General features: G+C 65.9%; 19 protein-coding genes. 8 read left to right on the top strand and 11 right to left on the bottom strand.

The features are described from left to right. Positions 1–211 (bottom strand): transposase (locus EB836_RS02325; RefSeq protein ID WP_167854317.1); only part of this gene is annotated, 211 nt, incomplete at its 3' end. Positions 212–513: 302 nt separating this feature from the next. On the opposite strand from EB836_RS02325, the gene EB836_RS02320 reads away from it, so the two are divergent. Then, entirely contained in the window at positions 514–1,629 is a 1,116-nt protein-coding gene (locus tag EB836_RS02320) for a DoxX family protein (protein WP_240689545.1), read from the top strand. 87 nt (positions 1,630–1,716) lie between these two features. Here EB836_RS02320 and EB836_RS02315 read toward each other — a convergent pair whose 3' ends face one another. Next, positions 1,717–2,877 (bottom strand): DUF6882 domain-containing protein, encoded by a 1,161-nt coding sequence (locus tag EB836_RS02315; protein WP_135537473.1) that lies wholly within the window; start codon positions 2,875–2,877, stop codon positions 1,717–1,719. 230 nt (positions 2,878–3,107) lie between these two features. Here EB836_RS02315 and EB836_RS02310 point away from each other — a divergent pair, with 230 nt between their 5' ends. The 3 genes from EB836_RS02310 (at position 3,108) to EB836_RS02300 (ending at position 8,932) form a co-directional block, all read left to right on the top strand. Beyond that, complete coding sequence (locus tag EB836_RS02310; RefSeq protein WP_135537472.1) at positions 3,108–4,841, top strand: ABC transporter ATP-binding protein; 1,734 nt, start codon at positions 3,108–3,110, stop codon at positions 4,839–4,841. Between the two features lies 1 nt (position 4,842). Beyond that, the gene (locus EB836_RS02305) at positions 4,843–6,894 is read left to right on the top strand and encodes an ABC transporter ATP-binding protein (protein ID WP_135537471.1); all 2,052 of its coding nucleotides are present in this window, start codon (positions 4,843–4,845) and stop codon (positions 6,892–6,894) included. Between the two features lie 322 nt (positions 6,895–7,216). Beyond that, positions 7,217–8,932 (top strand): hypothetical protein, encoded by a 1,716-nt coding sequence (locus EB836_RS02300; protein ID WP_135537470.1) that lies wholly within the window; start codon positions 7,217–7,219, stop codon positions 8,930–8,932. A 175-nt stretch (positions 8,933–9,107) separates the two neighbouring features. On the opposite strand, the gene purQ is transcribed toward EB836_RS02300, so the two are convergent. From purQ to purD, 9 genes are all read right to left on the bottom strand, one after another. Beyond that, complete coding sequence (gene purQ / locus EB836_RS02295) at positions 9,108–9,848, bottom strand: phosphoribosylformylglycinamidine synthase subunit PurQ (protein WP_135537469.1); 741 nt, start codon at positions 9,846–9,848, stop codon at positions 9,108–9,110. After that, positions 9,845–10,102, bottom strand: a complete 258-nt coding sequence (gene purS / locus EB836_RS02290) for a phosphoribosylformylglycinamidine synthase subunit PurS (protein ID WP_135537468.1) — start codon at positions 10,100–10,102, stop codon at positions 9,845–9,847. Before purS ends, purQ begins: the two co-directional genes overlap by 4 nt. A gap of 138 nt (positions 10,103–10,240) precedes the next feature. Beyond that, positions 10,241–11,623, bottom strand: coding sequence for an FAD-dependent oxidoreductase (locus EB836_RS02285; RefSeq protein ID WP_135537467.1), 1,383 nt, complete (start codon positions 11,621–11,623; stop codon positions 10,241–10,243). 114 nt (positions 11,624–11,737) lie between these two features. Continuing rightward, on the bottom strand, positions 11,738–12,601 hold the full coding sequence (locus EB836_RS02280) for an ABC transporter permease (protein WP_135537466.1): 864 nt from the start codon (positions 12,599–12,601) through the stop codon (positions 11,738–11,740). 1 nt (position 12,602) lies between these two features. Further along, the gene (locus EB836_RS02275; protein WP_135537465.1) at positions 12,603–13,571 is read right to left on the bottom strand and encodes an ABC transporter permease; all 969 of its coding nucleotides are present in this window, start codon (positions 13,569–13,571) and stop codon (positions 12,603–12,605) included. After that, positions 13,568–14,731 carry a spermidine/putrescine ABC transporter substrate-binding protein gene (locus tag EB836_RS02270; RefSeq protein ID WP_135537464.1) on the bottom strand — a complete coding sequence of 388 codons (1,164 nt, stop codon included), beginning with the start codon at positions 14,729–14,731 and terminating at the stop codon, positions 13,568–13,570. The genes EB836_RS02275 and EB836_RS02270 overlap by 4 nt, the downstream gene beginning before the upstream one ends. Position 14,732: 1 nt before the next feature. After that, a complete protein-coding gene (locus tag EB836_RS02265; RefSeq protein WP_135537463.1) occupies positions 14,733–15,896 on the bottom strand; it encodes an ABC transporter ATP-binding protein in 1,164 nt (387 codons plus the stop codon). A 14-nt stretch (positions 15,897–15,910) separates the two neighbouring features. Further along, on the bottom strand, positions 15,911–17,584 hold the full coding sequence (locus EB836_RS02260; RefSeq protein WP_135537462.1) for an amidohydrolase: 1,674 nt from the start codon (positions 17,582–17,584) through the stop codon (positions 15,911–15,913). Between the two features lie 450 nt (positions 17,585–18,034). Continuing rightward, on the bottom strand, positions 18,035–20,287 hold the full coding sequence (gene purD, locus EB836_RS02255; RefSeq protein WP_135537461.1) for a phosphoribosylamine--glycine ligase: 2,253 nt from the start codon (positions 20,285–20,287) through the stop codon (positions 18,035–18,037). 33 nt (positions 20,288–20,320) lie between these two features. Here purD and EB836_RS02250 point away from each other — a divergent pair, with 33 nt between their 5' ends. The 4 genes from EB836_RS02250 (at position 20,321) to EB836_RS02235 (ending at position 24,285) form a co-directional block, all read left to right on the top strand. Next, positions 20,321–21,451: an asparaginase gene (locus EB836_RS02250; RefSeq protein WP_135537460.1), complete on the top strand. Its 1,131-nt coding sequence runs from the start codon at positions 20,321–20,323 to the stop codon at positions 21,449–21,451. Beyond that, a complete protein-coding gene (locus EB836_RS02245) occupies positions 21,451–21,852 on the top strand; it encodes a sterol carrier family protein (RefSeq protein WP_135537459.1) in 402 nt (133 codons plus the stop codon). Before EB836_RS02250 ends, EB836_RS02245 begins: the two co-directional genes overlap by 1 nt. Beyond that, positions 21,849–23,327: an aldehyde dehydrogenase family protein gene (locus EB836_RS02240; protein WP_135537458.1), complete on the top strand. Its 1,479-nt coding sequence runs from the start codon at positions 21,849–21,851 to the stop codon at positions 23,325–23,327. Before EB836_RS02245 ends, EB836_RS02240 begins: the two co-directional genes overlap by 4 nt. Positions 23,328–23,388: 61 nt before the next feature. Beyond that, positions 23,389–24,285, top strand: a complete 897-nt coding sequence (locus tag EB836_RS02235; RefSeq protein WP_135537457.1) for an EamA family transporter — start codon at positions 23,389–23,391, stop codon at positions 24,283–24,285. Positions 24,286–24,304 lie beyond the last annotated feature (19 nt).

The following is a 24,304-nucleotide window of genomic DNA, read 5'->3' as shown; positions in this document are numbered from 1 at the left end:
CGTCGGGAGCGCGTCGAGCTGATCCGGAGCCGGTTCCTTCAGTGCCAGTGGCCTTCGCGACCCACCGGCCCAGCGTCGACTCGTTGATGTCGAGGTCGCGGGCGACTTCGGCTCGGGACTTCCCGAGGTCGGTGACCATCGCGACGGCGTCGGCCTTGAACTCCGAGGTGAACTCTCTGCGGGGCCGCCGCGGGGATTGGTTGGTAGTCATGTGCAGCAGTTTCCTTTCATCGGGTTCTGCTGTCTACTCAAATCATGACACCCCACTCGCACAGGAGTCATCTCAAGATCACCCGTGCGAATCGTCAGCCCGAACGGTGGCCAGATGTCTGCGAGATCCATGCGTCGATCCTAACCTCGCATTCCCCGAACGAGTCGTGACGGCGCCGGGATATCTGCTGACCGATGTCGGTGCCGCGGAAGACTCCCGTCCAGGACTCGGTCCGCGTTCATGATCGTGCTTTCTGGAAAACCCCAATACCAGCATGCAATGCTGTCGGTAACGTGGACTCCATGACGACTCCTGATACACACGGACCATCGGATGCTCAGGTTACCTCGGACGCCGCTGACGTCCCTGACAGTTCAGACGCCACCGGAACCGCTGCTCAGCACGCCTCAGAGCCAGCCGCGCCCGGCGGCGAGCGTCCACGGTGGACCGCAGTGCTCTGGGCACTCCACTGGCTGCTGCGCATGGGCTTGGCCGTCTCGCTCATGCCCTACGCCTGGACGAAGGTCTTCCACGTTCAGATGGGATACGCGGACTACGCCGACGCACTCGTTCAGTACGGAGAGATGAGCCCGATGGGGCTGCTGTGGCGATTCATGGCATTCTCCCCGACCGTGCAGCTCCTTGCCGGGCTCGCCGAACTCATCGCCGTCATCCTGCTGCTCTTCCGTCGTACAGCCTGGCTCGGTGCCCTCATCGCGGTGCTCGACATGAGCATCGTGTTCCTGCTCAACCTGACGTTCGACGTCCCCGTCAAACAGCTGTCGGGAGCAATGGCGGTGGCCGGCATCATCCTCCTCGTCCCCAACGTCCCCCGCGTCGTGAGGTTCCTGCTCGGCCGGAACACCGGGCCGGCTGTCAGCGGCCTGATCTGGCGCAACAGAGTCTTCGTGCGCATCACCCGCTGGGCCTCACCGATCCTCGCCGTGCTCCTCGTCGTCGGCGGCGGCCTCGCCTCCGGGGCGAGCTTCGGCTGGGGGCGTCTGACCGGTTCCGAAGAGGTCTCGGGCGTCTACACGGCAGCAGCCGGCGGTACTCCGGTGAAGATCGACGGCACCGAGCACACAACAGACGACATCACACAGATCGCTTTCGGACAGATCAACTCCGGCAACGGCAATCGACTGAGCATCCGCTACGCTGACGGCGACTTCCAGGACGGCCTGTACACCGTCGACGGCACCTCGATCACAGCCGAGCTCTTTCCCATCCGGAAAGGCGCTCAGACGCTCATCCGCGACTCGTCCGGCACCCTCGAGTTCGACTACGAGAAGAAGGGTGACGATTCGTTCTCACTGCGCATCGACGGCTCGGAGCTGACAATCGAGAGCGATGAGGAACGACGCTTCCTCTTCGACCGCGGTTTTCGCTGGGCTCCCGAGGCACCAGTGAATCGCTGACGCTCAATCGCTGAGGCCCAGTCACATGATGGAGGCCCCACATTCCGCGCAAGGACCCGTGCAACGTCACGGGCCCTCGCCCTCGAGTCAGCGTCCGAAGAGCTTGGAGAACAGTCCCTTCTTCTTCGGCTTGTCTTCCTTCGCCGCAGGCTGTTCGACCTCTGCCGCATCCTCGGCAGGAGTCTCCGGCGAGGAGACATCTGTCGGCTTCTCATCGGTCCAGGAACCGGTCGAGTCATCGGCCGCGGAGCCTTCGCCGACGGAAGACTCGATCGGGGAGTCCGCCCCCGCCGAGGCGGCCGCAGGCTCGTTGCGGACCGGTTCGGCCGACCCGGGGCCGGCGCCTGGGTGCTCGGTGCGTCCGGCTCCGGCGGAACCAGCACCGGTGTCGGCGGGCGCAGCGGTGGTGGGGGCCGCCTCGGCGGACGACGTCGACGGTTCGGCTGGGGAAGGCTGCGCGGCAACCGTCCCACCGCTTTCCCCACCGGCGGTCGCTGTTGTCGGGCTCGCGGCCGCTTCGGCGGAAGTGTGCCCGGCCGCAGCAAACTGTTCGGCGGCCTCGCCCTCCAGCGGGGTATTCATATCGCAATTGGAGATACGGCGTTCGGAATCGAAGGACAGGTCAGCGGAACCGTCGGCGAAGAGCATCCGCAAACCGCCCTCGGGCAGCTCACGGACGGGGATCCCGCGCTTGGCCACGTACGCGTCGATGGCTGCGCGATGATCGCTCACCGTCGTCTGCGTCAGACCCTGCATGAGCGCGCGCACGGACACCTTCACCTGCGGCTCGGGCAAGACGATCTCGTCGGCTTCGACGAGAAGCCACACGGTCGTGCCGGCACCGGCAGCGGCCGGATAGTGAGTCCATCTGCCGGTGGCCTCCTTCGCCGCCAGGGTCAGCCGCAGCGCAAGCTCCTCATCAAGATCGAGTTCTGCGGTCGTGAGCTCGGCGACCTCCTCGGCGGCACCGAACTTGCGGACGTCGTGAGAGAGTCCGACGACGGCGTCGGGGAAGTCGTTGACGTTCTCCCATCCCCAGAGCCAGGTCTTGTCCCGGCCCGATTCGGACCCGAGCAGATGCGGTCGTGCACGCAGCACGACACCCTCGGAGGAGCTGAACGTCAGGTGCGGGTCGGCGCCGAAATCGACTTCCCATTCGGCGTCGGCGATGAGACCACCGAAATGCGTCTGCACCTCGGTGGAGTAGAAGACGGCGCGATTGACCAGATCCTGCAGAGTTGAGCTCATATTTCCAGCCTAAGCCGGAGCGCCCGAGAAGCGAGGAGGCACGCGGTGATTCGCTCGTGTCAGTGCCGCATGGTGTGCTGAAGGCAGAAACGAGCACTGGAGGAAGGGGCAGGACCGAGAGGAGATCCTGTCCGTCTACCGCTGAAAGGGGAAGGTATGTAAGATAGTCTGTTGCGCTTCGCATCTCTCACGACTCATTCGTCAGTCACTCTTCAATCAGGACGTTCAACGTGGCCCTACTCCGCCTGTCCCTGAAATATGCCAAAGACTATTGGCTGTTCATCATTCTGGTCGTCATCCTCCAATTGGCGGCGACCATCGCCGCGCTGTACCTGCCGAGCCTCAACGCCCGGATCATCGATGAAGGCGTGGCCAAGGGCGACACCGACTTCATCTGGTCGACGGGCATGACGATGCTGCTCGTCTGCTTCGTCCAAGTCGTCACCGCGATCGCCGCGATCTACTTCGGCGCGCGCACCGGCATGGGCGTCGGGCGGGACCTCCGCCGCGCCATCTACCGCCAGGTCGACGAGCTGTCGATGCTCGAGGTCGGGAAGTTCGGCTCCGCGACCCTCATCACCCGCAACACCAACGATGTCCAGCAGGTCCAGATGCTCGTGCTCATGACCTTGAACTTCATGGTCTCCACCCCGATCATGTGCATCGGCGGAATCATCATGGCGCTGCGTGAGGACGTCGGTCTGTCCTGGCTCGTCTGGGTCGCCGTGCCTGTCCTCTTCGTCGTCGTCGCGATCCTCGTCTACCTCCTCATGCCGCTGTTCCGCCGCATGCAGGACCAGGTTGACGACATCAACGGCGTCCTGCGCGAGCAGATCACCGGCATCCGCGTCATCCGTGCATTCGTGCGCGAACCCTTCGAGACCGACCGCTACGCCGACGCCAACCGGGCCCTGACCGAGACCTCGGTCAAGGTCGGCAACCTCTTCGTGCTCATGTTCCCCGCGATCATGATGATCCTCCACCTCGCCACCGCCGCAGTGCTGTGGTTCGGCGGACACCGTGTCGACGCCGGTCAGATGGAAGTCGGTTCGCTGACCGCTTTCCTGCAGTACCTGCTGCAGATCCTCGTGGCCGTGATGATGGGCGTGTTCATGATGATGATGATTCCTCGCGCCGTCGTCTGCGCCGAACGCATCGCCGAGATCCTCGATGCCCGCACCACCATGACCATTCCGGAAGGAGTCGACGAACTCCCGCGCCGAGGCGAGCTCGAGTTCCGCAATGTCACCTTCGGCTACCCCGGCGCCGAGGTGCCCGTTCTCGAAGGTCTGAACTTCACGGCGGAGCCCGGCACCACGACGGCGATCATCGGTTCCACCGGAGCCGGAAAGTCGACGATCGTCAACCTCATCCCCCGGCTCATCGACCCGCAGATCGGAGAGATCCTCATCGACGGGATCCCCGTGTCCGCTTTCAACCGTCATCAGCTGGCGCGGCTGATCGGCCTCGTCCCGCAGAAGCCCTACCTGTTCTCCGGCACGATCGCGACGAATCTGCGCTTCGGCAACGAAGACGCCACCGACGAGGAGCTGTGGGAAGCCCTGCGCGTCGCCCAAGCCGACGACTTCGTGTCCGAGAAGGAAGACCAGCTCGAACAGGGAGTCGCACAGGGCGGCACGAACTACTCGGGCGGACAAAGGCAGCGACTGTGCATCGCGCGGGCGCTGACCGTGAAACCGCAGATCTACGTCTTCGACGACTCGTTCTCCGCCCTCGACGTCGCCACTGACTCCCGACTGCGGGCGGCACTGTCCGAATCGACGGAAGAGGCCACTGTCATCGTGGTGGCCCAGCGCGTGTCCACCATCCGCGAAGCCGACCAGATCATCGTCCTCGAAGCCGGCAAGATCGTCGGACGCGGCACTCACGAAGAACTCGCAGAGTCCAACCCGACCTACCGCGCCATCGTCGAATCCCAGCTGACAGCGGAAGAGGTGAACTGACATGACGAACGACACCTCGACCGAAAACGCCGTGTCCACGGACGATGAATACATGCCCAGCGGCGAAGAACTCGAAATGAGCGGAGGCACCCCACCGCGCAAGGCCAAGCACTTCTGGCCCTCGGTCAAACGCCTCTTCGGGCTCATGGCCAGCGAGAAGATGGGGCTGATCAACGTCGTCGCGCTCGTCGTCGGCTCCGTCGTCCTCACCGTCATCGCCCCCAAGGTGCTCGGCAAAGCGATGGACGTCGTCTACTCCGGCATCATCGGCGCGCAGCTGCCGGCGGGCGCGAACATCGATGACATCATCTCCGGAGCCCGCGCCGAAGGCCGCGACGACTTCGCCGATATGCTCGCCACCGCAGATGTGGTGCCCGGAGAAGGCATCGACTTCACAGCGCTCGGGCAGATCATCATCATCGTCCTGCTCATGTATCTCGTGGCCTCGATGCTCATGTGGGCGCAGGGCTACATCCTCAACGCTTTGGTCATGCGCGTGGTCTACCGACTGCGTGAGGACATCGAACGCAAGATCAACCGTCTGCCGCTGCGGTACTTCGACACTCGGCAGCGCGGAGACGTGATGTCGCGAGTGACGAACGACGTCGACAACATCCAACAGGCGCTGCAGCAGGCGTTCTCCCAACTGGTGCAATCGGCTCTGACGATCATCGGCATCGGCGTGATGATGTTCATCGTGTCCTGGCAGCTCGCGCTGCTGGCGCTCATCGCCCTGCCTCTGTCGGCGATCATCGCCGGGATCATCGGCACCCGGTCGCAGAAGCTGTTCAAAGCGCAGTGGAAGCACACCGGCGAGGTCAACGGGCACGTCGAAGAGTCCTTCTCCGGACTCGACATCGTTCGGGCCTTCGGTCGTGACGAGGTCATGCTCGAAGAGTTCGACCGTCGCAACGAATCGCTGTATGCGGCGTCGGCCGGAGCCCAGTTCGTCTCCGGCATGATCATGCCGTCGATGCAGTTCGTGTCCTACCTCAGCTATGTGCTCATCGCCGTCGCCGGCGGCCTCAAGGTCGCCACAGGCCAGATGACGCTCGGTGATGCGACCGCTTTCATCCAGTACTCTCGTGAGTTCTCGCAGCCCATCTCCGAGATGGCCGGTGTCGCGAACATGCTCCAGTCCGGTGTGGCGTCGGCCGAGCGGACCTTCGAACTGCTCGACGCCGATGAAGAGGACCCCGATGAGGTGGAACAGACGCTTCCTCCGCGGACCCCAGGCAAGGTCACGTTCTCCGAGGTCAGCTTCCGCTACGACCCGCAGACTCCGCTCATCGAGAAAGTGTCCTTCACCGCGGACCCCGGCCACACGGTCGCGATCGTGGGACCGACCGGTGCCGGCAAGACCACCCTGGTCAACCTCGTGATGCGCTTCTACGAGATCACCGGCGGCAGGATCATCCTCGACGGCATCGATGTCCGGGAGCTCAGTCGTGCCGATCTGCGGTCGCATGTGGGCATGGTGCTCCAGGATGCGTGGCTGTTCGAAGGAACGATCGCGGAGAACATCCGTTACGGTCGTCTCGACGCCACCGATGAGGAAGTCATCGCTGCGGCGCAGGCGACGATGGTCGACCGATTCGTCCGGCAGCTTCCCGACGGCTACGACACGGTCATCGACGCCGACGGAGGCAGCGTCTCCGCCGGTGAGCGACAGCTCATCACCATCGCCCGAGCCTTCCTGGCCGACCCTTCGCTGCTCATCCTCGACGAGGCGACCTCTTCTGTCGACACCCGTACCGAGGTGCTTGTGCAGCAGGCGATGGCGGCCCTGCGAACCGATCGGACTTCCTTCGTCATCGCGCACAGGCTCTCGACGATTCGCGACGCCCACACCATCCTCGTGATGGAAGACGGTGCGATCGTCGAGCACGGCAGTCACGACGAGCTGCTCGCGGCCGGCGGCGCCTACCACCGCCTCTATATGTCGCAGTTCCGCGGTGAGGACGCTGAAGAGCATTTCACCACCGAGGTGCTCGCCGAAACCGATGCTGATGCCGTTGACATCGCGGATACGGAGTCGCCGACGAACACGTGATGGGTTGACCCGGATAACGTTTTTCGGGCCCGGAATGGCGAAAGCGATGTATTCGAGACAATCTTCCGAAGTCCGATGCAGGCGAGTACGAGGTCGGTTTCGCGATGATCGTGCAGGTCAGAGAGCGAGGTCTGTCGGACGCACGCCGGGCACCGAAACGGTCGGCTCGGGCCAGGGTTGCGAAGTGGTAAATATTCGGCAATACCGCTCTATCACTTCTGTCATGACCACAATGACCTAAAGTTCTCTGCTCTCCTCCACCTGCGTATGGTCCGTACCACAGCTGACGACGGCAGCCGGTCAGCATTCTGGAAGGACCATCATGAAACGGTTGGCAATGGCGGCGACATTCGCCCTGGCTCTCTCCCTCGGCGGATGGAGCCCGGCGGCCGCACAGGCAGACAGCGACACGGTCCCGCAATCGGCAGATCTCCATGCCGCAGGTGATGCCGGAGACGGTGCTGCGGATGCTCCCGAGACTGAGAATCCGGCACCGGAGGATCCCGGCGATGGTGAGGACGCCACGGACCCCGGTGGCGGCGGTGAATCCACCGATCCCGATGAGGGAGATCACGGAAGCGATGCAGGTGAGGGCGAGGACTCAGCTGACCCGAACGACGGCGAGGACTCCGCCGACCCCGACGACGGTGCCGACGGCGGAGGCGAGGATTCGACTCCGATCGACGCGTCCTTCTCCCTCGACCAGAAGACGATGCCCGTCGACGAAGCGGCTGAGGCCATCCCCTATACGATCACCGGACTCACCGCCGGAGACAGAGTCACCGCCTCGCCCGGCGAAGACGGTCCGATCACCGTCGACAGCGATGGAACGTTCAACGGATCGCTGCGCGGCAACTCCGAAGTGAAGGTCGGCGATGTCCTCAGCGTCACCGTGACGGTCGACAGGGACGGGCAGGAGTCGAAGACCTTCACCGGCAGCGTGACCATCACCGCAGCCGATGACGATTCCGATGGCGATCTCAGCGTCGATCCGAAGACTCAGGGCCTCGACACCTTCCAGAAGAACGGTGTCGGCATCACCCTGAGCAACTGTGTCATGGACGAAGAAGTGACCTTCACGGTCACCCGCGAGGGAGAGGACACTCCCATCTGGGAAGACACTCAGTTCGCGGCGGGGGAAGACGCCGCCGGCTTCACCACCTTCATTCCGGACGCCGGAGGAGACGAGCTGGTCGGCGACTACGCGGTGAGCGCGAGCTGCGGTGACACGACCGAGGAGACGACGTTCTCCGTCACAGCAGACGATGCTGCCGACGCGGACCTCACCGTGACTCCGAAGACTCAGTCGCTGCGCGACTTCCTCGACAGCGGTGTCACCATCACGTTGGTCAACTGCCACGTCGACTCCGATGTCACCTTCCGCGTGAGCACCAAGCACGATCCCGACACCGAGATCTGGTCGGAGACGCAGAAGGCAGGTGAGGACGCCGCCGGATCCGTCCGGTTCACTCCCGAAGAAGGAGGTGGCGGATGGGCGACCGAATTCCTCGTCATGGCCACCTGCGGTGATAAGAGCGCCGAGACGACGTTCACCGTCACCGATGACGGCAGCGCCATCGACCCGAAGCTCTCGATCACTCCTGAACGGATCTCCGGAACCGACTTCATCGATCGGGACAAAGGCGTAGAACTGACGGTCACCGAGTGTGCTCCCGACACTGATGTGCAGTTCGAGGTGTATTCGGCAGGCATGGAGGACAAGCTCTATGAGCAGACGGCGGCGGCCGATGAAGAGGGCACCGCCGGAATTCAGGTCTACGGTCTCGGCGACGATCCTGCGCACTACGTCGGAACCTACAATGTGCGCGCCACCTGTGTCGATACGTCCCGGGACGGGCAATTCGTCGTCACCGGTTCGGAGACCGGTGGGGGCGGGAGCGGAGATTCCGACAATGCCGGCGGCGGAGCATCGATGCCGCGCACCGGTGCAGAACTCACCGGACTGGTGGCAGGCAGCCTGCTCATCCTCGGCGGGGGAGCGGCGATCGCCTTGGCCCGGCGCAGAAGCCTGAACTGACAGTGACCGGTGACCCGTCGGGTCGGTGACGATACCCGGTCCGACGGCGCGCCCCGGTCCCGGCAGACAGGCGATCGGCCCCGGTCCCTCGACACAGAGTCGAGGAACCGGGGCCGATCTGAGCCCGGGAGGATACCCGAGAGAGCCCGGTGAGGCGCCCAGCCTCGTGAGAGATTCAGCCCTTGCTGATGAGCGTCCGCACGGCCGAGGAGAAGAATCCCTGACCGTCGGTTCCACTGCCGTCTTCGGGACCGAACCCGGCTTCGACGGCGTGCTCGGGGTGCGGCATGAGGCCGACGACATTGCCCGCTTCATTCGTGATCCCCGCGATGTCACGCAGAGAACCGTTCGGGTTGAAGCCCTGGTAGCGGAAGACCACACGGCCGGTGGCCTCGAGCTCGTCGAGCACCTCGTCGGTGGCGACGAATCCGCCCTCACCGTTCTTCAGCGGAATGCGGATCGTCTGACCCTGGTCATAGTCGCTCGTCCATGCAGTGTTCGCGTTCTCCACCACGAGGTTCTGATCGCGGCAGATGAAATGCTGGTGGTCGTTGCGGATGAGCGCACCGGGCAGCAGGTGGGATTCGCAGAGGATCTGGAAGCCGTTGCAGATGCCGAGCACGGGCATGCCCGCGTTCGCAGCAGCCACGACGGACTCCATGATCGGGGCGAAGCCGGCGATTGCGCCACAGCGCAGGTAGTCACCATAGGAGAACCCGCCGGGCAGGATGACGGCGTCGACACCGGACAGCGACGAATCCGCATGCCACAGGTTCACCGGGTTCGCACCCGCAAGACGCACGGCACGGGCCGCGTCGCGGTCATCGAGCGTTCCGGGGAACGTGACGACACCGATGGAGGCTCCGGACTCGGCCGCCGCCTCGGCGAGGGTGGGATCATCGGCCACAGCGGTCACGAGGCATCCTCGGCCACGCGCACTGCGACGACGTTTTCGATGACGGGGTTCGACAGGAGCTTCTCCGCGGCTTCACGGGCCTGGGCGAGCACTTCCTCGGTGGCCTCGCCTTCGACTTCGAGTTCGAACCTCTTGCCCTGACGAACCTCACCGAACCCGGTGAAGCCGAGGCGATTCAGTCCGCCGGAGATCGCCTTGCCCTGGGGGTCAAGGATCTCGGGTTTGGGCATCACCTCAACGACGACACGTGCCATGCGTGTTCTGCTCCTTTGTGAAAGTGTTCGGGAGTTCCTCCCGCGCTCGCCCAAAGTCTATCAAGCATGGCCGGTGCTCCGCCCCGCGGTCCGGTCGAAGGACCGCCGGGCCGTCCGGCAGCGAGACCGCCGGTGAGCTCAGGAGTCGAAGCCCATGCCCACGGCGTCCAGGACCTTGAGCAGCGGACCGCGTCGGCCTTCGTTCTCGTCGGCCTTGATCATCGCGTTCGTCGTCATCGTGATCCCCAGCCAGGCGATCGGCTCGGGAGGGAACGGCAGCGGCAGCTTGCGGACCATCTCGAGCTCGGTCAGTTCGGTCCTCTCACCGCTGAGCAGGTCGAGCATGACCGTGCCGGCGAACCGCGAGGCACCGACGCCGAGGCCGGTGAAACCGGCCGCCATCGCCACCTTATTGCCGTAGGCGGTGGTGAAGAAGGAGAAGAAGCGTGAGCAGGTGTCGATCGCCCCGCCCCATTTGTGCGTGAACTTCAGCCCCTCCAGCTGCGGGAAGGTCTCGAAGAAGTGCTCGGCCAGAGTCTCGAAGGTCTCGGGCCGCTGATCGTACTTCCACGAGATCTGCCGCCCATAGTGGTAGACGGCGTCCCAGCCGCCGAAGAGGATCCGATTGTCGGCGCTGAGCCGGTAGTAGTGGAAGCGGTTGGCGCAGTCGCCGATTCCCTGCCGCCCGTCCCAGCCGATCGCCGCCAGCTGCTCGTCCGACAGCGGTTCGGTCATGAGCGCGTAGTCGTAGACGGGAACTGTGTGCAGGCTGACCCGTTTGAGCAGGGACGGGAAGACGTTCGTCGCCAAGGCCACGTTTCGGGCGGCGATGGTCGCCTCCGGAGTGGTCAGCCGCACGGTGGACTTCTCATCGCTGACCGCGGTGACCTTCGTGCCCTCATAGACCTCGACGCCGAGTTCGCGGATGACCCGCAGCAGCTCCCAGCACAGCTTGGCCGGGTTGAGCATCGCGACTTCACGGGAATCCCACAGCGCACCCTTGTAGGTCGGGGACTTGACCATCTGGGCAAGCTCCTGCTGGTCGTAGAAGATGAATCCCGCGTCCGGATCATGGGCTTCCCGGAGGTCGGCGACCTGGTAGTCCTCGGTCGCGACGTCGAGCTCTCCGGTGCGTTCGAATTCGCAGTCCATCGAATACCTGGCCACGGCGGCCTCGATCTCGTCGAGGTTCTCTCGCCCCAGCTGAGCGAGGCGATCGTTCTCATCGGGCAGATGATTCGCGCCGTTGTCATAGCCGTGGGTCAGGCTCGCAGCGCAGAATCCGCCGTTGCGACCGGAGGCGGCCCACCCGATGGAGTTCGCTTCGAGAAGGACCACGTGCCGCTCGGGATCGCGTTCCTTCGCCTGAAGTGCGGTCCAAAGTCCGGTGAACCCGCCTCCGACGATGACGAGGTCCGCTTCGATGTCCTCGCCCAGAGGAGGCAGAGGCTCGGGTCGCTGGTCGGTATCGAGCCAGAACGGAACGGTTGAGGCGTCGGCCAATGCGGCGTTGACGTCCATGTCACTTCACTTTCTGCCTTGCGGCATTCTTGAGGCGTTCGGCGGTGCCGTGCGCCTGGACCCCGCCTCGGCGAGCGGAGGTGCCGCCTCGGCGGGGTCCGGGTCTCTCATGTCTCAGGCGGCCATGGTCTTGATGATCTCGGTGGCATTGCCTCCGGCCTTGCGCAGCACGAAGCCGACGAAGCCCAGGGCGGCCAGGGTGAGGACGAACATCACCGTCGACATCGCCGCGACCTCGGGGCGCAGGGCCACGCGGACGGCCGAGAAGATGTAGACCGGCCAGGGCGTGTAACCGGGCTGCTGGACGAAGCTGGAGAGGATCGTGTTGTCGAGGCTGACGGTGAACGACATCAGTGCCCCGGCGAGAATGCCGGGAGCCGCGATCGGCAGGGTGATGTCCTTGAACCGGTTCCACGGGGTGGCGCCGAGATCCGCGGCGGCATCCTCGAGCTGGGTGTCGATTCCGGCCAGCCGGGCCCGGACGATGAAGGTCACGATCGCCATGGAGAACATCGCATGGGAGATGATGAGTCTGACCAGGCCGTTGTTGAGCGGGGTGATTCCCCAGTCGACGCCGACGGTGACGAACCACGGCAGGAATGAGATGCCGTCGACGATCTCGGGTGTGACCAGTGTCAGCCCGAGCACGGCGGTCAGGCCGAGCGCCCACCAGGCGCCCCTCGGCGCCCGTGCCAGTGCCACCCCGCCCAGGGTGCCGAAGATCGTCGAGACGATCGCCGTGCCCACAGCCGCCTGAAGACTCGTGACGATCGAGGAGATGATGATGTCGTTGTTGATTCCGCTGATGTAGGCGTGCAGCCCGAAGCCGCGGAAGTTCGCGAGCACCTTGCCGTTGTTGAACGAGTAGGCGATGATCACCGCGATCGGCACGAACAGGTAGACGAAGACGAGGATGCCCCAGATGTGCAGACCGATATCGGTCGGGGTCCGGCGGGCGAATGTGTTCTTCTTCGGCATCTCAGGCCCTCCCATCCTGCAGCGGCACACTGTTGAGTCTGGCCGTGATCGTCTGTCCGAGCTTGAGCAGCGCGAATCCGACACCGACGACGACCAGGGTGGAGATGATGAGGATCATCGCCATGGCCGCGCCGACCGCCCAGTTCTGGGCGGTGTTGAACTGGTTGGCGATGAGCTGGCCGACCATCGACCCGCTCGCTCCGCCGAGCACGGTGGCCGTCACATAGTCACCGTTGAGGGGGATGAACACGAGCAGGCAGCCGGAGACGACGCCGGGCATCGCCATCGGCAGGGTCACGCGCATGAAGGTCTTCACCTTTCCCGCGCCGAGGTCGTAGCTGGCCTCCCGCAGCCTCTTGCCCGAGGCATCGATGGCCACGAAGAGGGGCAGGATCATCAGCGGCAGATAGTTGTAGACGACACCGATCTGCACCGCTGTGCGCGTGTAGAGGATGTCGAGGGGCCCGTCGAGCATCCCGATGCTCTGCATCCAGTTCGAGAGGAAGCCGTCGGGAGAGAGCATGATCTGCCACCCGAGGGTCCGGACCAGGAAGTTCGTCCAGAATGGCACCATCACCAGAGCCAGTGCCAGGGACCTGCGGGCCGGCGAGACCTTCACCGCCAGCCAATAGGAGAAGGGCAGGGCGATGAGCAGACACAGGATCGTGCCGAGGATCGAGATCCGCAGAGTCGCGAAGAACGTCGATACGAAGCTGGCCGACATCGCCTCCGGGTAGCGGTCGAAGGACAATTTGTCGGTGGCGATGGCGGTGAACTCATCGGGTTTGTATCCGAAGCTGTAGAAGATCACCAGGGCCAGGGGAATGATGAAGAAGAAGACGACATAGGCCCAGGTGGGAAACGACAGCGCCGAGGCTCCGAAGAGCCGTGAGGCGAGCGGTTGCTTCGTGGGCGCGGTCTCCCGTGTCTCTGCGGGCGGCTGCTGTTTCGGTCGCGCGGTCGTGCTCATGCTCCACTCCTGGCCTGGGCATCGGTGAGAATCTTCGTCCGGATCTGATCGGCCGGGGTCTGCTTGCTGGGTTCGAGACGGTCGAGGACCTTCTGCGGGGGGAAGATGAGGTCCGGTTCGTCGAGGTCGGCCTTCTTCGCCTGTTCCTCAAGCCCCTTCGTGCCGATCGGGTAGCCGATGTAGTCGAGCTGCTCGACCGCGGTGTCCGGGGACAGCATGTGGTTGATGAAGGCGTGTGCCGAATCCGGGTGCGGGGCGCCGGTGGCGATCGCCCAGCAGTCCATCCACAGATTCGCCGAGGGGGTCGGGAATACGAACTTCCAGTTCTCCGGATCCTTGATCTCGGTCAGTCCCTGCCGGGCATCGCCGTTGTAGGAGTGCAGGAGGGTGAAGCTGCCTTGGATCATGCTGGTGGCGGCGCTGCCGACATAGGCCTTCACGTTCGGGGCCAGCTGGTCGACGATGATATCGCGAGCCTTGTCGAGTTCGCCCTCGTCTTCGGTGTTGAGGCTGTGGCCCGAAGCTGCCAAGGCGATCGCCGCGACCTCCCAGGGATCCTCGAGCAGCGCGGTCGTGCCGGCGGCTTCCTTCTGTGCAGTGTCGAGGAAGTCCTGCCAGCTCGTGAGCTCCCGGTCGATCTTCTTCGTGTTGTAGACGAACCCCGTGGTGCCCCAGGCCTTGCAGATCGAGTACTTGTTGTCGGGGTCGAAGTACTGATGCGTGAAGTTCGGGTCCATGTGCTCGAAGTTCGGGATCAGACTGAGGTCGAGTTCCTGGAGGAGATTGTGATTGAGCATCTGCGGGATGTTCGCCCCTGTCGGCACGACCACGTCATAGCCGGAGGTGCCGCGTGAGGTCGACAGCTTCGCCACGAGCTCCTCGTTCGACCCGTAGGAGTCGACCTGGACGAGGATGTCGTTCTGCGATTTGAAGGCTTCGAGGAGTTCCGGATTGTCGTAGTCACCCCAAGAGTAGAGGTTGAGCTTCGGTTCGAGTTTGCCGTCGGTCGGCGGTGACGCCGCCATCTTCGTCGTCTTCCCGCAGGCACTGAGCGCACCGAGGCCGACGACTCCGAATCCGGCCAGCAGCGCTCGCCGGGTCAGCCTCGCCGAGGCGGCCCGGGGAGCCAGGAAGGTCACATCGGGAATCGTTCGCGTCATCTCAGGCACCGCCTTCGAAACCGTAGACGGCGACCGCATCGGCGTCCCAGCTCAGGTCGACTTCGGCGTCGGCGGCGAGGAGTTCGTTGCCGGCGGCGGGGACACGGGCGAGGAGCTCATCGTTGTCGCCGACGACGATCATGTACTGGATGACATCGCCGAGGAAGGACGTCGAGATCACCTTCCCGCGAGCGGTGTTCGGTCGGCCGGTCTCCTCTCCGGCCGGGGCCACGCGCATCCGCTCGGGGCGGATGGCCGCCCGCACCCTGTCTCCGACGCTGAGCGTGCCGGCTTCCCCCGCCGCCGAAGCGGGGCGCAGGTCCAGCGACGGGGTCTCCATGACCGTGCTGTTGGCCGAGACCATCTGCGCGGTGCCGCCGTCGGTGGAGGTCACCTCGGCGGGGATGAAGTTCTGTTTGCCGATGAAGCCGGCGACGAAGCCGTTGTGGGGGTTCGCGTAGATGTCCTCACCGGAACCGATCTGCTGGATCACACCGTCGTACATGACGACGATGCGGTCGCTCATCGCCAGCGCCTCGTCCTGGTCGTGGGTGACGAAGACGAAGGTCGTGTCGAGCTTCGTGTGCAGACGTTTGAGTTCGAGCTGCATCTCCTCGCGCAGCTTCCGGTCCAAGGCGGACATCGGTTCGTCGAGGAGGAGGACCTGGGGCCGGTTGACCAGGGCACGGGCCAAGGCGATGCGCTGCTGCTGTCCGCCGGAGAGCTGCTCGGGTTTGCGCCCGGCGAAGTCCTCCATCTGCACGAGGGCGAGGACGTCGCGGACACGCTGAGCGATCTCGGGCTTGGGCACCTTCGCCTGCTTGAGCCCGTAGGCGATGTTGTCGGCGATGTTCATGTGCGGGAACAGCAGATACGACTGGAACACCGTGTTGACGGGGCGCCGGTGCGGCGGCAGCCCGACGATGTCCTTGCCGTCGAGGTAGATGTGGCCGTTGGTGGGATGCTCGAAGCCGGCGATCATCCGCAGCAGGGTGGTCTTGCCGCAGCCGGAGGGGCCGAGCAGTGAGAGGAACTCTCCCCGGCGGACGCTCAGGTCGAGGCGGGCGATGGCGGTGTTCTCGCCGAAGACCTTCTTCACGCCCTGGATCTCGAGGTGGTCGAGTCCGGTGTCGGGCGTTGTTTCGGCGGTGGCTGTGCTGGTCATGATGGCCTTTCGTCTCAGGCGGAAGCGGAGCTGGTCGTTGCGGGCGGCTGCGATGTCTGCGGCGCGGTCTGCGATGACAGGGCGTCGTGGACGAGGCGGCCGTTGCTGATGGTCAGATCGTTCGTGATGTGCGCGATTTCGTCGGCCGGGAGATCGAAGGGGTTCGCGCTCGCCAGGGCGAGGTTCGCCCGCTCGCCGAGGCGGATGACGCCATTGGTCCGTGAGCGCAGCAGGTGGGCCGATCCGGAGGTGTAGGCCCGCAGCGCCGTCTCCACGTCGAGGGCCTCCTCGGGCAGCAGGGGCGAGATGTCCGCGGCGGTGGGGTGGGACCGGTTGACGGCGACGTGGATGGCCTCCCACGGATTCGCGGTCGACACCGGCCAGTCCGAGCCCATCGCCAAGTGGGTGCCGGCCGAGGCGAAGGAGCCGAAGGGGTAGAGCCATCCGGTGCGTTCCTCGCCGAGGACCGGGATGTTGAGGTCGATCATCTGCTCGTCATAGCAGGCCCACAGTGCCTGCAGGTTCGCGGTGATCCCCAGCTGCGCGAAGCGCGGGACGTCGACGGGATCGACGACCTGGACATGGGCGATGTGGTGGCGGGCCTCGGCACGGGGCGAGGCGATCGCGGCGAAGGCGTCGAGGGCCGCTCTGACCGCGGCATCGCCGATCGCGTGGCAGTGGATGTCGAAACCGGCCGCGTCGAGGGCGGCGAATGAGGCTTCGAGGTGCTCGCGGGTGAAGTAGCTCGTGCCGAACCCGCCGCAGGTGCACGTGTATTCCGTGTTCATCGCCGCGGTGCGGGATTCGACGATGCCGTCGAGCATGAACTTCACCGAGGTGGCGCGGAAGCGGCCCTCGCTGCGGGCCCGGGCGGTGAGTTCGGCCACCTCGGCGTCGATGTCCGTGACCTCGCGCGGCCACCACAGGCTGCCGACGACCTCGGAGTGCAGTTCCTCGGAGGAGGCGGCGCGGACATAGGCGTCATAGGGGTCGCGGTGCCCTCCGTAGTCGCCGACGATGGCGTCCATCCACGCGGTGACGCCGAGGGAATTGAGGTAGTTCTGCCCGGCGAGCAGGCCTGCGTGGACCTCGGCATCGGTGGCCTCGGGAACGTGGGCGGAGACGAGGTCGATCGCCGATTCGTGAAGACACCCGGTCGGAGTGCCGTAGTCATCGGCGACGATGATGCCGCCAGCCGGTGACTCGGTCGCGGCGTCGATCCCGGCCACGGTCAACGCCGCTGTGTTCACCCACGCCGAGTGGTGGTCGGCACTGAGCAGGAGGGCGGGCCGGTCCGGGCAGACTGCGTCGAGGATGTCCGCGGTCGGAGCGCCTCCGGGGAAGTCGGCCATCGACCATCCGCCGCCGATGACCCAGTTGTGTGCAGGGGCGGAGTCGGCGTGTGTCGCGGCGATGTGGCCGCGGATGAGGTCGAGGGTTTCGGCGAGGCCGTCGGCGCTGCTGAGATCGCAGGACAGCGACTCCTGCCCGCCGAAGGTCGTGTGTACGTGAGCGTCGACGAAACCGGGGGTGAGGAGCCTGCCGGTGGCGGTGATGGTCCGGTCCGCCGGCACCTGTGCCGGTCCCGTGGCGATCTCGGTGATGATGCCGTCGCGGATGCTCACGCGATTCTCGGGCCGGATCGTGCGCCCGTCGAAGATCGTGACATCGAGGATGTCGAGGTCCACTGCTGCCTCCCGACTGCATTGTCGAAGCTTCGGCGGGGCCGCGGAGTCCGCGCCCGCCGAGTGTCATTTTCGGTCCGGCGGCACGAGAGCCGCAAGAGCCCGCGTCCAGCCGTTACCTGTTCGTTTCACTGTCGGTGACCGAGCCCAGCGTGTGGTCTGAGTCACTGATGAGAAACGATAGCGGAAGTTCATGCCGGAATCCACTGATTCCGTTGCGTGAGACAGTTCAGGCTGATTGTTTCTTTCTTCGATGTGCTGATGACCGCTGAATCAGTGTGAACGCGTGCGTTTTTCGAAAAGCGCGTGGTGCCGCGCGGGACGGTCGCTGAGCGCGCTTGTCGCCGGGCGGGGCGGGGATGAATGCACGAGTGGTCACAGTGCCGAAGGGGACCGAACGAATTCGTCCGGTCCCCTTCGGCACTGTGACCACAGGCGGTGTGCGCTGCGAGATCAGCCGGGGAAGGTCTGCCCGGTGAGCTTCTCGAAGGCTTCGATGTAGCGGGCGCGGGTCTTCTCGACCACTTCGGCGGGCAGCGCCGGGGGTGGAGTGTCCGAGGACTTGTCCCATCCGGACTCGTGGGTCAGCCAGTCGCGGACGAACTGCTTGTCGAAGCTCGACTGCGTCTGCCCGGCCTCGTAGCCCTCGGCGTCCCAGAAGCGCGAGGAGTCCGGAGTGAGCACCTCATCGCCGAGGACGAGCGTGCCATCGGGCAGTGTGCCGAACTCGAACTTCGTGTCGGCGAGGATGATCCCGCGTTCGCGAGCGATCGCTTCGGCGCGCTGATAGATCTCCACGGTCAGCTCCCGCAGCCGCTCGGCGGTGTCCTCACCGACGGTCTTCGCGACGGCATCGAAGCTGACGTTCTCATCATGATCGCCGAGCTCGGCCTTCGTCGCCGGAGTGAAGATCGGGGGTTCGAGGCGATCGGCCTCGACGAGCCCGGCCGGCAGGCGGATGCCGCACACGGATCCGGTGGCCCGATAGTCGGCCATGCCCGAACCGGTGAGATAGCCGCGGGCGACGCATTCGACGGGGAACATCGACAGGTTCTTCACGATGAGGCCGCGACCTCGCACGGGCTCAGGCACATCGGAGCTGATGACATGGTTGCCGATGATCTCGGCCAGCTGATCGAACCACCACAGGCTCAGGCCCGTGAGCACCTTGCCCTTGTCCGGGATCTCCGAATCGAGCACCCAGTCATAGGCGGAGATCCGGTCCGAAGCGACCATGAGCAGCGATTCGGCGGTGGCCGCATCGGCGGCATCTGCAGGAATGTAGAGGTCACGGACCTTGCCCGAATACACGTGCGTCCAGCCCGGCAGCTGCGGGGCCGAGGAGGGGGCGGACTGCTCGGGAGCGGGGTAGATGTCGGCGAGGGAGATGCGGCCGGCGGCGGCCGCCTCGGCGATATCGGTGCGGTGCTGCTCACCGGGCCATTTGATCTCCTCGATCGCTGAGTACGCCCGCGCCCGCGCATCGTCGAGATCGGACCCGAGCGAGACGACGGAGAGCACGCGTCCGCCGGCGGTGACGATGTCACCGGCCTCGGCGATGTCCTTCGTGATCACAGCGTCTTCGGGAGCGAAACCGCCGCTGGAGCCGGTCGCAATCTTCGTGCCCGCGTGCTGCACGCTGATGTCCTCGAGCGTTTCCGCGGTGCCGAGCCCGCGGATGATGTCACCGGTGCTCGGGGCGCCCGGGTAGTTCTCCGCGGCCATGACCACGGTCACCGAGGCGCGCGGATCCCATTCGAGATCACCGACCTCGTCGAGGCGGCCCTCTGCGGCGGCGAGCAGGGTCTGGCCCAAGGGGCTGCGCAGGCGGGCGAGTACGGACTGGGTCTCCGGGTCGCCGAAGCGGACGTTGAACTCGACGACGCGCAGACCCTTCGACGTCATCGCCAGTCCGCAGTAGAGGAGGCCGGTGAACGGGGTGCCGCGGCGGGCCATCTCGTCGACGACGGGCTGGGCGACGGTGTCGATGATCTCCTCGACGGTGCCGGCCGGCAGCCACGGCAGCGGCGAATAGGCGCCCATACCGCCGGTGTTCGGGCCGGTGTCGCCGTTGCCGATGCGTTTGAAGTCCTGCGCCGGTGCCAGCGGAACGGTGCGCTGACCGTCGCAGAGGACGAAGAGGGAGACCTCGGGACCGTCGAGGAAGTCCTCGATGACGACCCGGTCGGAGACCTCGAGACACGACGAGGCGTGAGCGATCGCCGCATCGAAGTCGTCGGTGACGACGACGCCCTTGCCGGCGGCCAGCCCATCGGCCTTGACCACGTGCGGGGCGCCGAACTCGCGCAGCGCCGCAGAGGCCTCAGCGGTCGAATACGCGACCACGGTGCGCGCCGTCGGCACGTTCGCGGACTCCATGATCTCCTTCGCGAACGCCTTCGAGCCTTCGAGCACGGCGGCTTCGGCACTGGGGCCGAAGACCGGGAACGAGGCTTCGCACAGAGCATCGGCGACACCGGCGACCAGCGGAGCCTCGGGGCCGATGACGACGAGATCGACGTCGAGGGACTCGGCCAGGGCGGTCACGGCCGCGGAATCCGAGGCATCGACCGCCTCGGTGTGGGCGATCTGCGCGATCCCGGGATTGCCGGGCGCAGCGATGACGGCGTCGACCTGGGGGTCGCGCGAGAGAGCGAGGACGAGGGCGTGTTCACGGGCGCCCGAACCGATGACAAGAACCTTCACGCCACCAGCCTAAAGGGTCGTAGGCTGGAGTGCGTGACCAGTTCGACTTTCACCCCCACCGAGGCGGCCGAGCTCGCCGTCGTCATCCGTTCCGATTTCATCGAATCCCGGCACATCGGCTCCGCCGTGGTCCTCGACCCGCACGGATCGCCGGTGCTCGGGGTCGGCGCCCCCGAGATCCCCGTGTTCACCCGCTCGAGCCTCAAACCGCTGCAGGCGATCGCGGCGATGAGCCTCGGGGCCGAACTGCCCGGGCCCGCGGCGGCCCTGGCCACGGCCTCGCACAAGTCCGAAGCCGGGCATGTCGAGGTGGTGTCGAACATGCTCACGACTGCCGGGCTGAGCGTCGCCGACCTGCAGTGCCCTTTCGCCCATCCCGCAGACGGTGCCTTTCGGCGTCAGCTCCAGGACGACGCTCGGGCTGCCGGGGCTGCGGACACCGATCCCCGCTCGCCGCTGTACTTCAACTGCTCGGGCAAGCACACGGCGTTCCTCGCCGCGGCCCGCGCCATCGGTGCCGATACGGCCACCTACCTGCACCCCGACCATCCGGTGCAGCAGAGAGTTGCCGAGGTCGTCGAAGCCTTCGCTTCGGAGACGCCGGCCGCCGTCGGCGTCGACGGCTGCGGGGCACCCGTATTCGCGCTCAGCCTCACCGGCCTGGCTCGGGCCATCGGCCGAGCGGTGCGCACCGGCCATGCAGGTGCCGACGAAGGCGTCGCCTCGGCGAGGGCGGAGGGCTGGACCGCCTACGAACGCGAAGCGCGCACCCTCATGGGCGCGGTCTTCGCCGACCCGTGGGCCATCGAAGGCCACGGACGACCGAATACCACGGTCATCGAGCGTCTTGGAGTCTTCGCCAAGGGCGGAGCCGAAGGCGTGATCGTCATGGCCGCGAAGTCCGGGCACTCGGTGGCGGTGAAGTGCCTCGACGGGTCCTCCCGCGCCACCGGCCTCGTCGCTCTCACCCTGCTGCAGCGGGCCGGCGCATTCGACGGGGACGACGGCGCCGCCTCGGTCAGCGAAGAGGAGTTCGCCGCGACGGTCGCCGCGATCACGGACCCGGTCACGGGCGGAACGGATTCCGAGGGGCGGACGAGCGTTGTCGGACGGCTGGAGCTCGGGGAAGATGTTGCCGAGATCGGTGAGAGGAAGAGGGACTGATGGCGATTCGCAGAAGGATCGACCCGGATCAGGGACGCAGCGCACTGGAGATGTGGTCGAAGCAGACGACGCTCGACGCCGGCACGGTGGACAGGACGACCCTGGCGACCGCCGTGCGATTCGCGCTCGAGGAGCTCGCCGCCCGCGCCGAAGGCAACAGCGTCGAAGTCCGGGTTCCGCCGTTCGGGGTCACCCAATGCATCGCCGGGCCCCGTCACACTCGCGGGACCCCGCCGAACGTCGTCGAAACCTCCGCCGAGGTGTGGCTGGACCTTGTGACCGGTCGCACGGACTTCGCGTCCGCGCTCGCCGCCGGCGGCATCGACGCCTCCGGCACACGAGCGGATCTCGGCGATCACCTTCCCCTCTTCACTCCGGCAGATCTCGAGGATCGACGATGAGCGCGCAGATCACCCAGACGACCTCCTTCATCGGCGGACGGCACGTGCCCTCGCTGATCACGTATCCGAACAGCGATCCGGCCACCGGCGGGCACCTGGGCGATGTCTCCCGCGCCGGTGCCGACGAAGTCGACCGGGCCGTCCGAGCGGCGGCGAAGGCGCAGAAGGAATGGAAGAAGTCGAGTCCGGGGCAGCGGTCCCGGCTGCTCGTGGCGACCGCGGCCGTGATCGGGGACCACCGCGACGAACTCGCGCGCCTCGAGTCCGAAGACACCGGCAAACCGCTCACCCAGGCCTACGCCGACGTCGACGTCTGCGCCCGCTACTTCGAGTTCTACGGCCACACGATCGAGTCCTACTACGGGCGCCAGATCCCCATGGCCGATGACATGCACGTCTACACCAGGCGCGAACCCTTCGGCGTCACCGGGCACATCGTCGCCTGGAACTACCCGCTGCAGCTCATCGGCCGAGCAGCCGCAACCTCGTTGGCCACAGGCAATGCCGCCGTGGCCAAACCCGCCGATGAGACACCGCGGTCGACGGTCCGGCTGGCCGAACTCATCCACTCCGTCGGCTTCCCGGCCGGAGCCTTCAACGTCGTCACCGGCCTCGGCGCCGAGGCCGGGGCGGCCCTGAGCTCGCACCCGGACGTGGCGCACCTCGGATTCGTCGGGTCGACGCAGACCGGATCGGCGATCGCCCACGCCGCGGCAGATCGGGTCGTGCCGACTGTGCTCGAACTCGGCGGGAAATCCGCGAACATCGTCTTCCCCGACGCCGACATCGACGCGGCCGTCCCGTCCCTGCTGCGCTCGATCATCCAGAACGCCGGGCAGACCTGCTCGGCCGGCTCCCGACTGCTCGTCCACCGCGACGTCCACGCCGAGGTGGTGGAGAAGATGACTGCGGCCATGTCGTCGGTGACCATCGGCTACGGCCTCGACGACCCGATGCTCGGGCCCCTGATCTCGGCCGACCAGCACGAGCGGGTCCTCGGATTCCTCGCCGAGGTGGGTACCGGATCCGGGACGGCAGGTGCCGGGTCTGCGGGGTCGGGTGAGATCGTCACCGGCGGTGTTCGTCCCGAGGGCCTGGCCGATGACCTCGCCGAGGGGGCGTTCATCACCCCGACCCTCATCGATTCCGTCGACCCGCAGTCGCGGATCGCTCAAGAAGAGGTCTTCGGCCCCGTCGTCGTGACGATGCCGTTCTCCGACGAGGACGAAGCCGTGCAGTTGGCCAACGGCACCGACTACGGCCTCGTCACCGCACTGTGGACGCAGAACATCTCCCGCGCCCACCGTGTGGCCGCCGAGGTCGACGCCGGACAGATCTTCGTCAACACCTACGGAGCCGGCGGGGGAGTGGAGCTTCCCTTCGGCGGGTTCAAGAAGTCCGGGTACGGGCGCGAGAAGTCCATCGAAGCCCTTGACGAATACACGCAGACGAAGACCGTCGCCATCAAGCTGTGACGGTGTGGGTGCCCGCTGACCGGAGACCGCCGGCCGACCGGGGCGGGAACGGGGTGCGTCGATGACCTTCCCCGTGCTCGGCCTCGTCCTCCTCGCCTCGGTCGCCCACGCCCTGTGGAACCTCGCGGCGAAGTCCGTCACCGGCAAGGGCTACGCTTTCGTGCTCGCCTACCATGGGCTCTCGGCGATCCTCCTCGTCCCGATCGCGATCATCATCATCGCCTCCGGGAGTCAGCCGCTGAACTGGACGCTGGTGGGCGCTGCCGGGCTGAGCGCGGTGTTCCACATTGCCTATTCGGTGGCCCTGCAGTCCGGCTACGATCACGCGCCCTTGGGCGTCGTCTACCCGACGGCCAGGGGCACCGGGCCGGTGGTGACGATCATCATCGCCGTGGCCTTCCTCGGCGAACGTCCCACCCTCGCCGAGGCGCTCGGAGCCTTCACCGTCATCGCCGGCATCGCTGTGGTGACCATCCGTCCCCGCGGCGGAGGCAAGGCCCCCACGAGCGGATCCGGGCGGCGCCGCGGGCTCGCCTGGGGCGGGCTGATCGGGGTGTTCATCGCGTCCTACACGCTGTGGGATGACTTCGCGGTCAATCACATCAGCGACTCCCCGCTGCTCTACTTCGCCGTCTCCGAAGCCTGCGTCGGGCTCCTCATGACCGCCGGCATCGTCGGCCTGCCGGGAGGTGCGAGCCGACGTGCCGACTTCCGCAGCATCCTCCGTGAGCACAAGCGTGCCCTGGTGACCGTCGCGATCCTCTCACCGCTGGCGTATGTGCTCGTCCTCTACGCGATGCAGCAGGCCCCTGTGGCGCTCGTGGCTCCCGTGCGAGAGACCTCGATCATCGTCGGCACGCTGCTGGCCTGGTGGTTCTTCGGCGAGAAGAACGTCGTCCTCAAGCTCCTCGGAGCGCTCATCGTCGTCTCCGGCATCGGGCTCATCGCCCTCGGCTGACGACCCGGCACCCACCTGC

Source organism: Brevibacterium sp. S111, from assembly GCF_004745075.1.
Classification (GTDB): domain Bacteria; phylum Actinomycetota; class Actinomycetes; order Actinomycetales; family Brevibacteriaceae; genus Brevibacterium.
The sequence above is the reverse complement of the archived record's forward strand: the minus strand, read 5'-3'. Positions and strand labels throughout refer to the sequence as shown.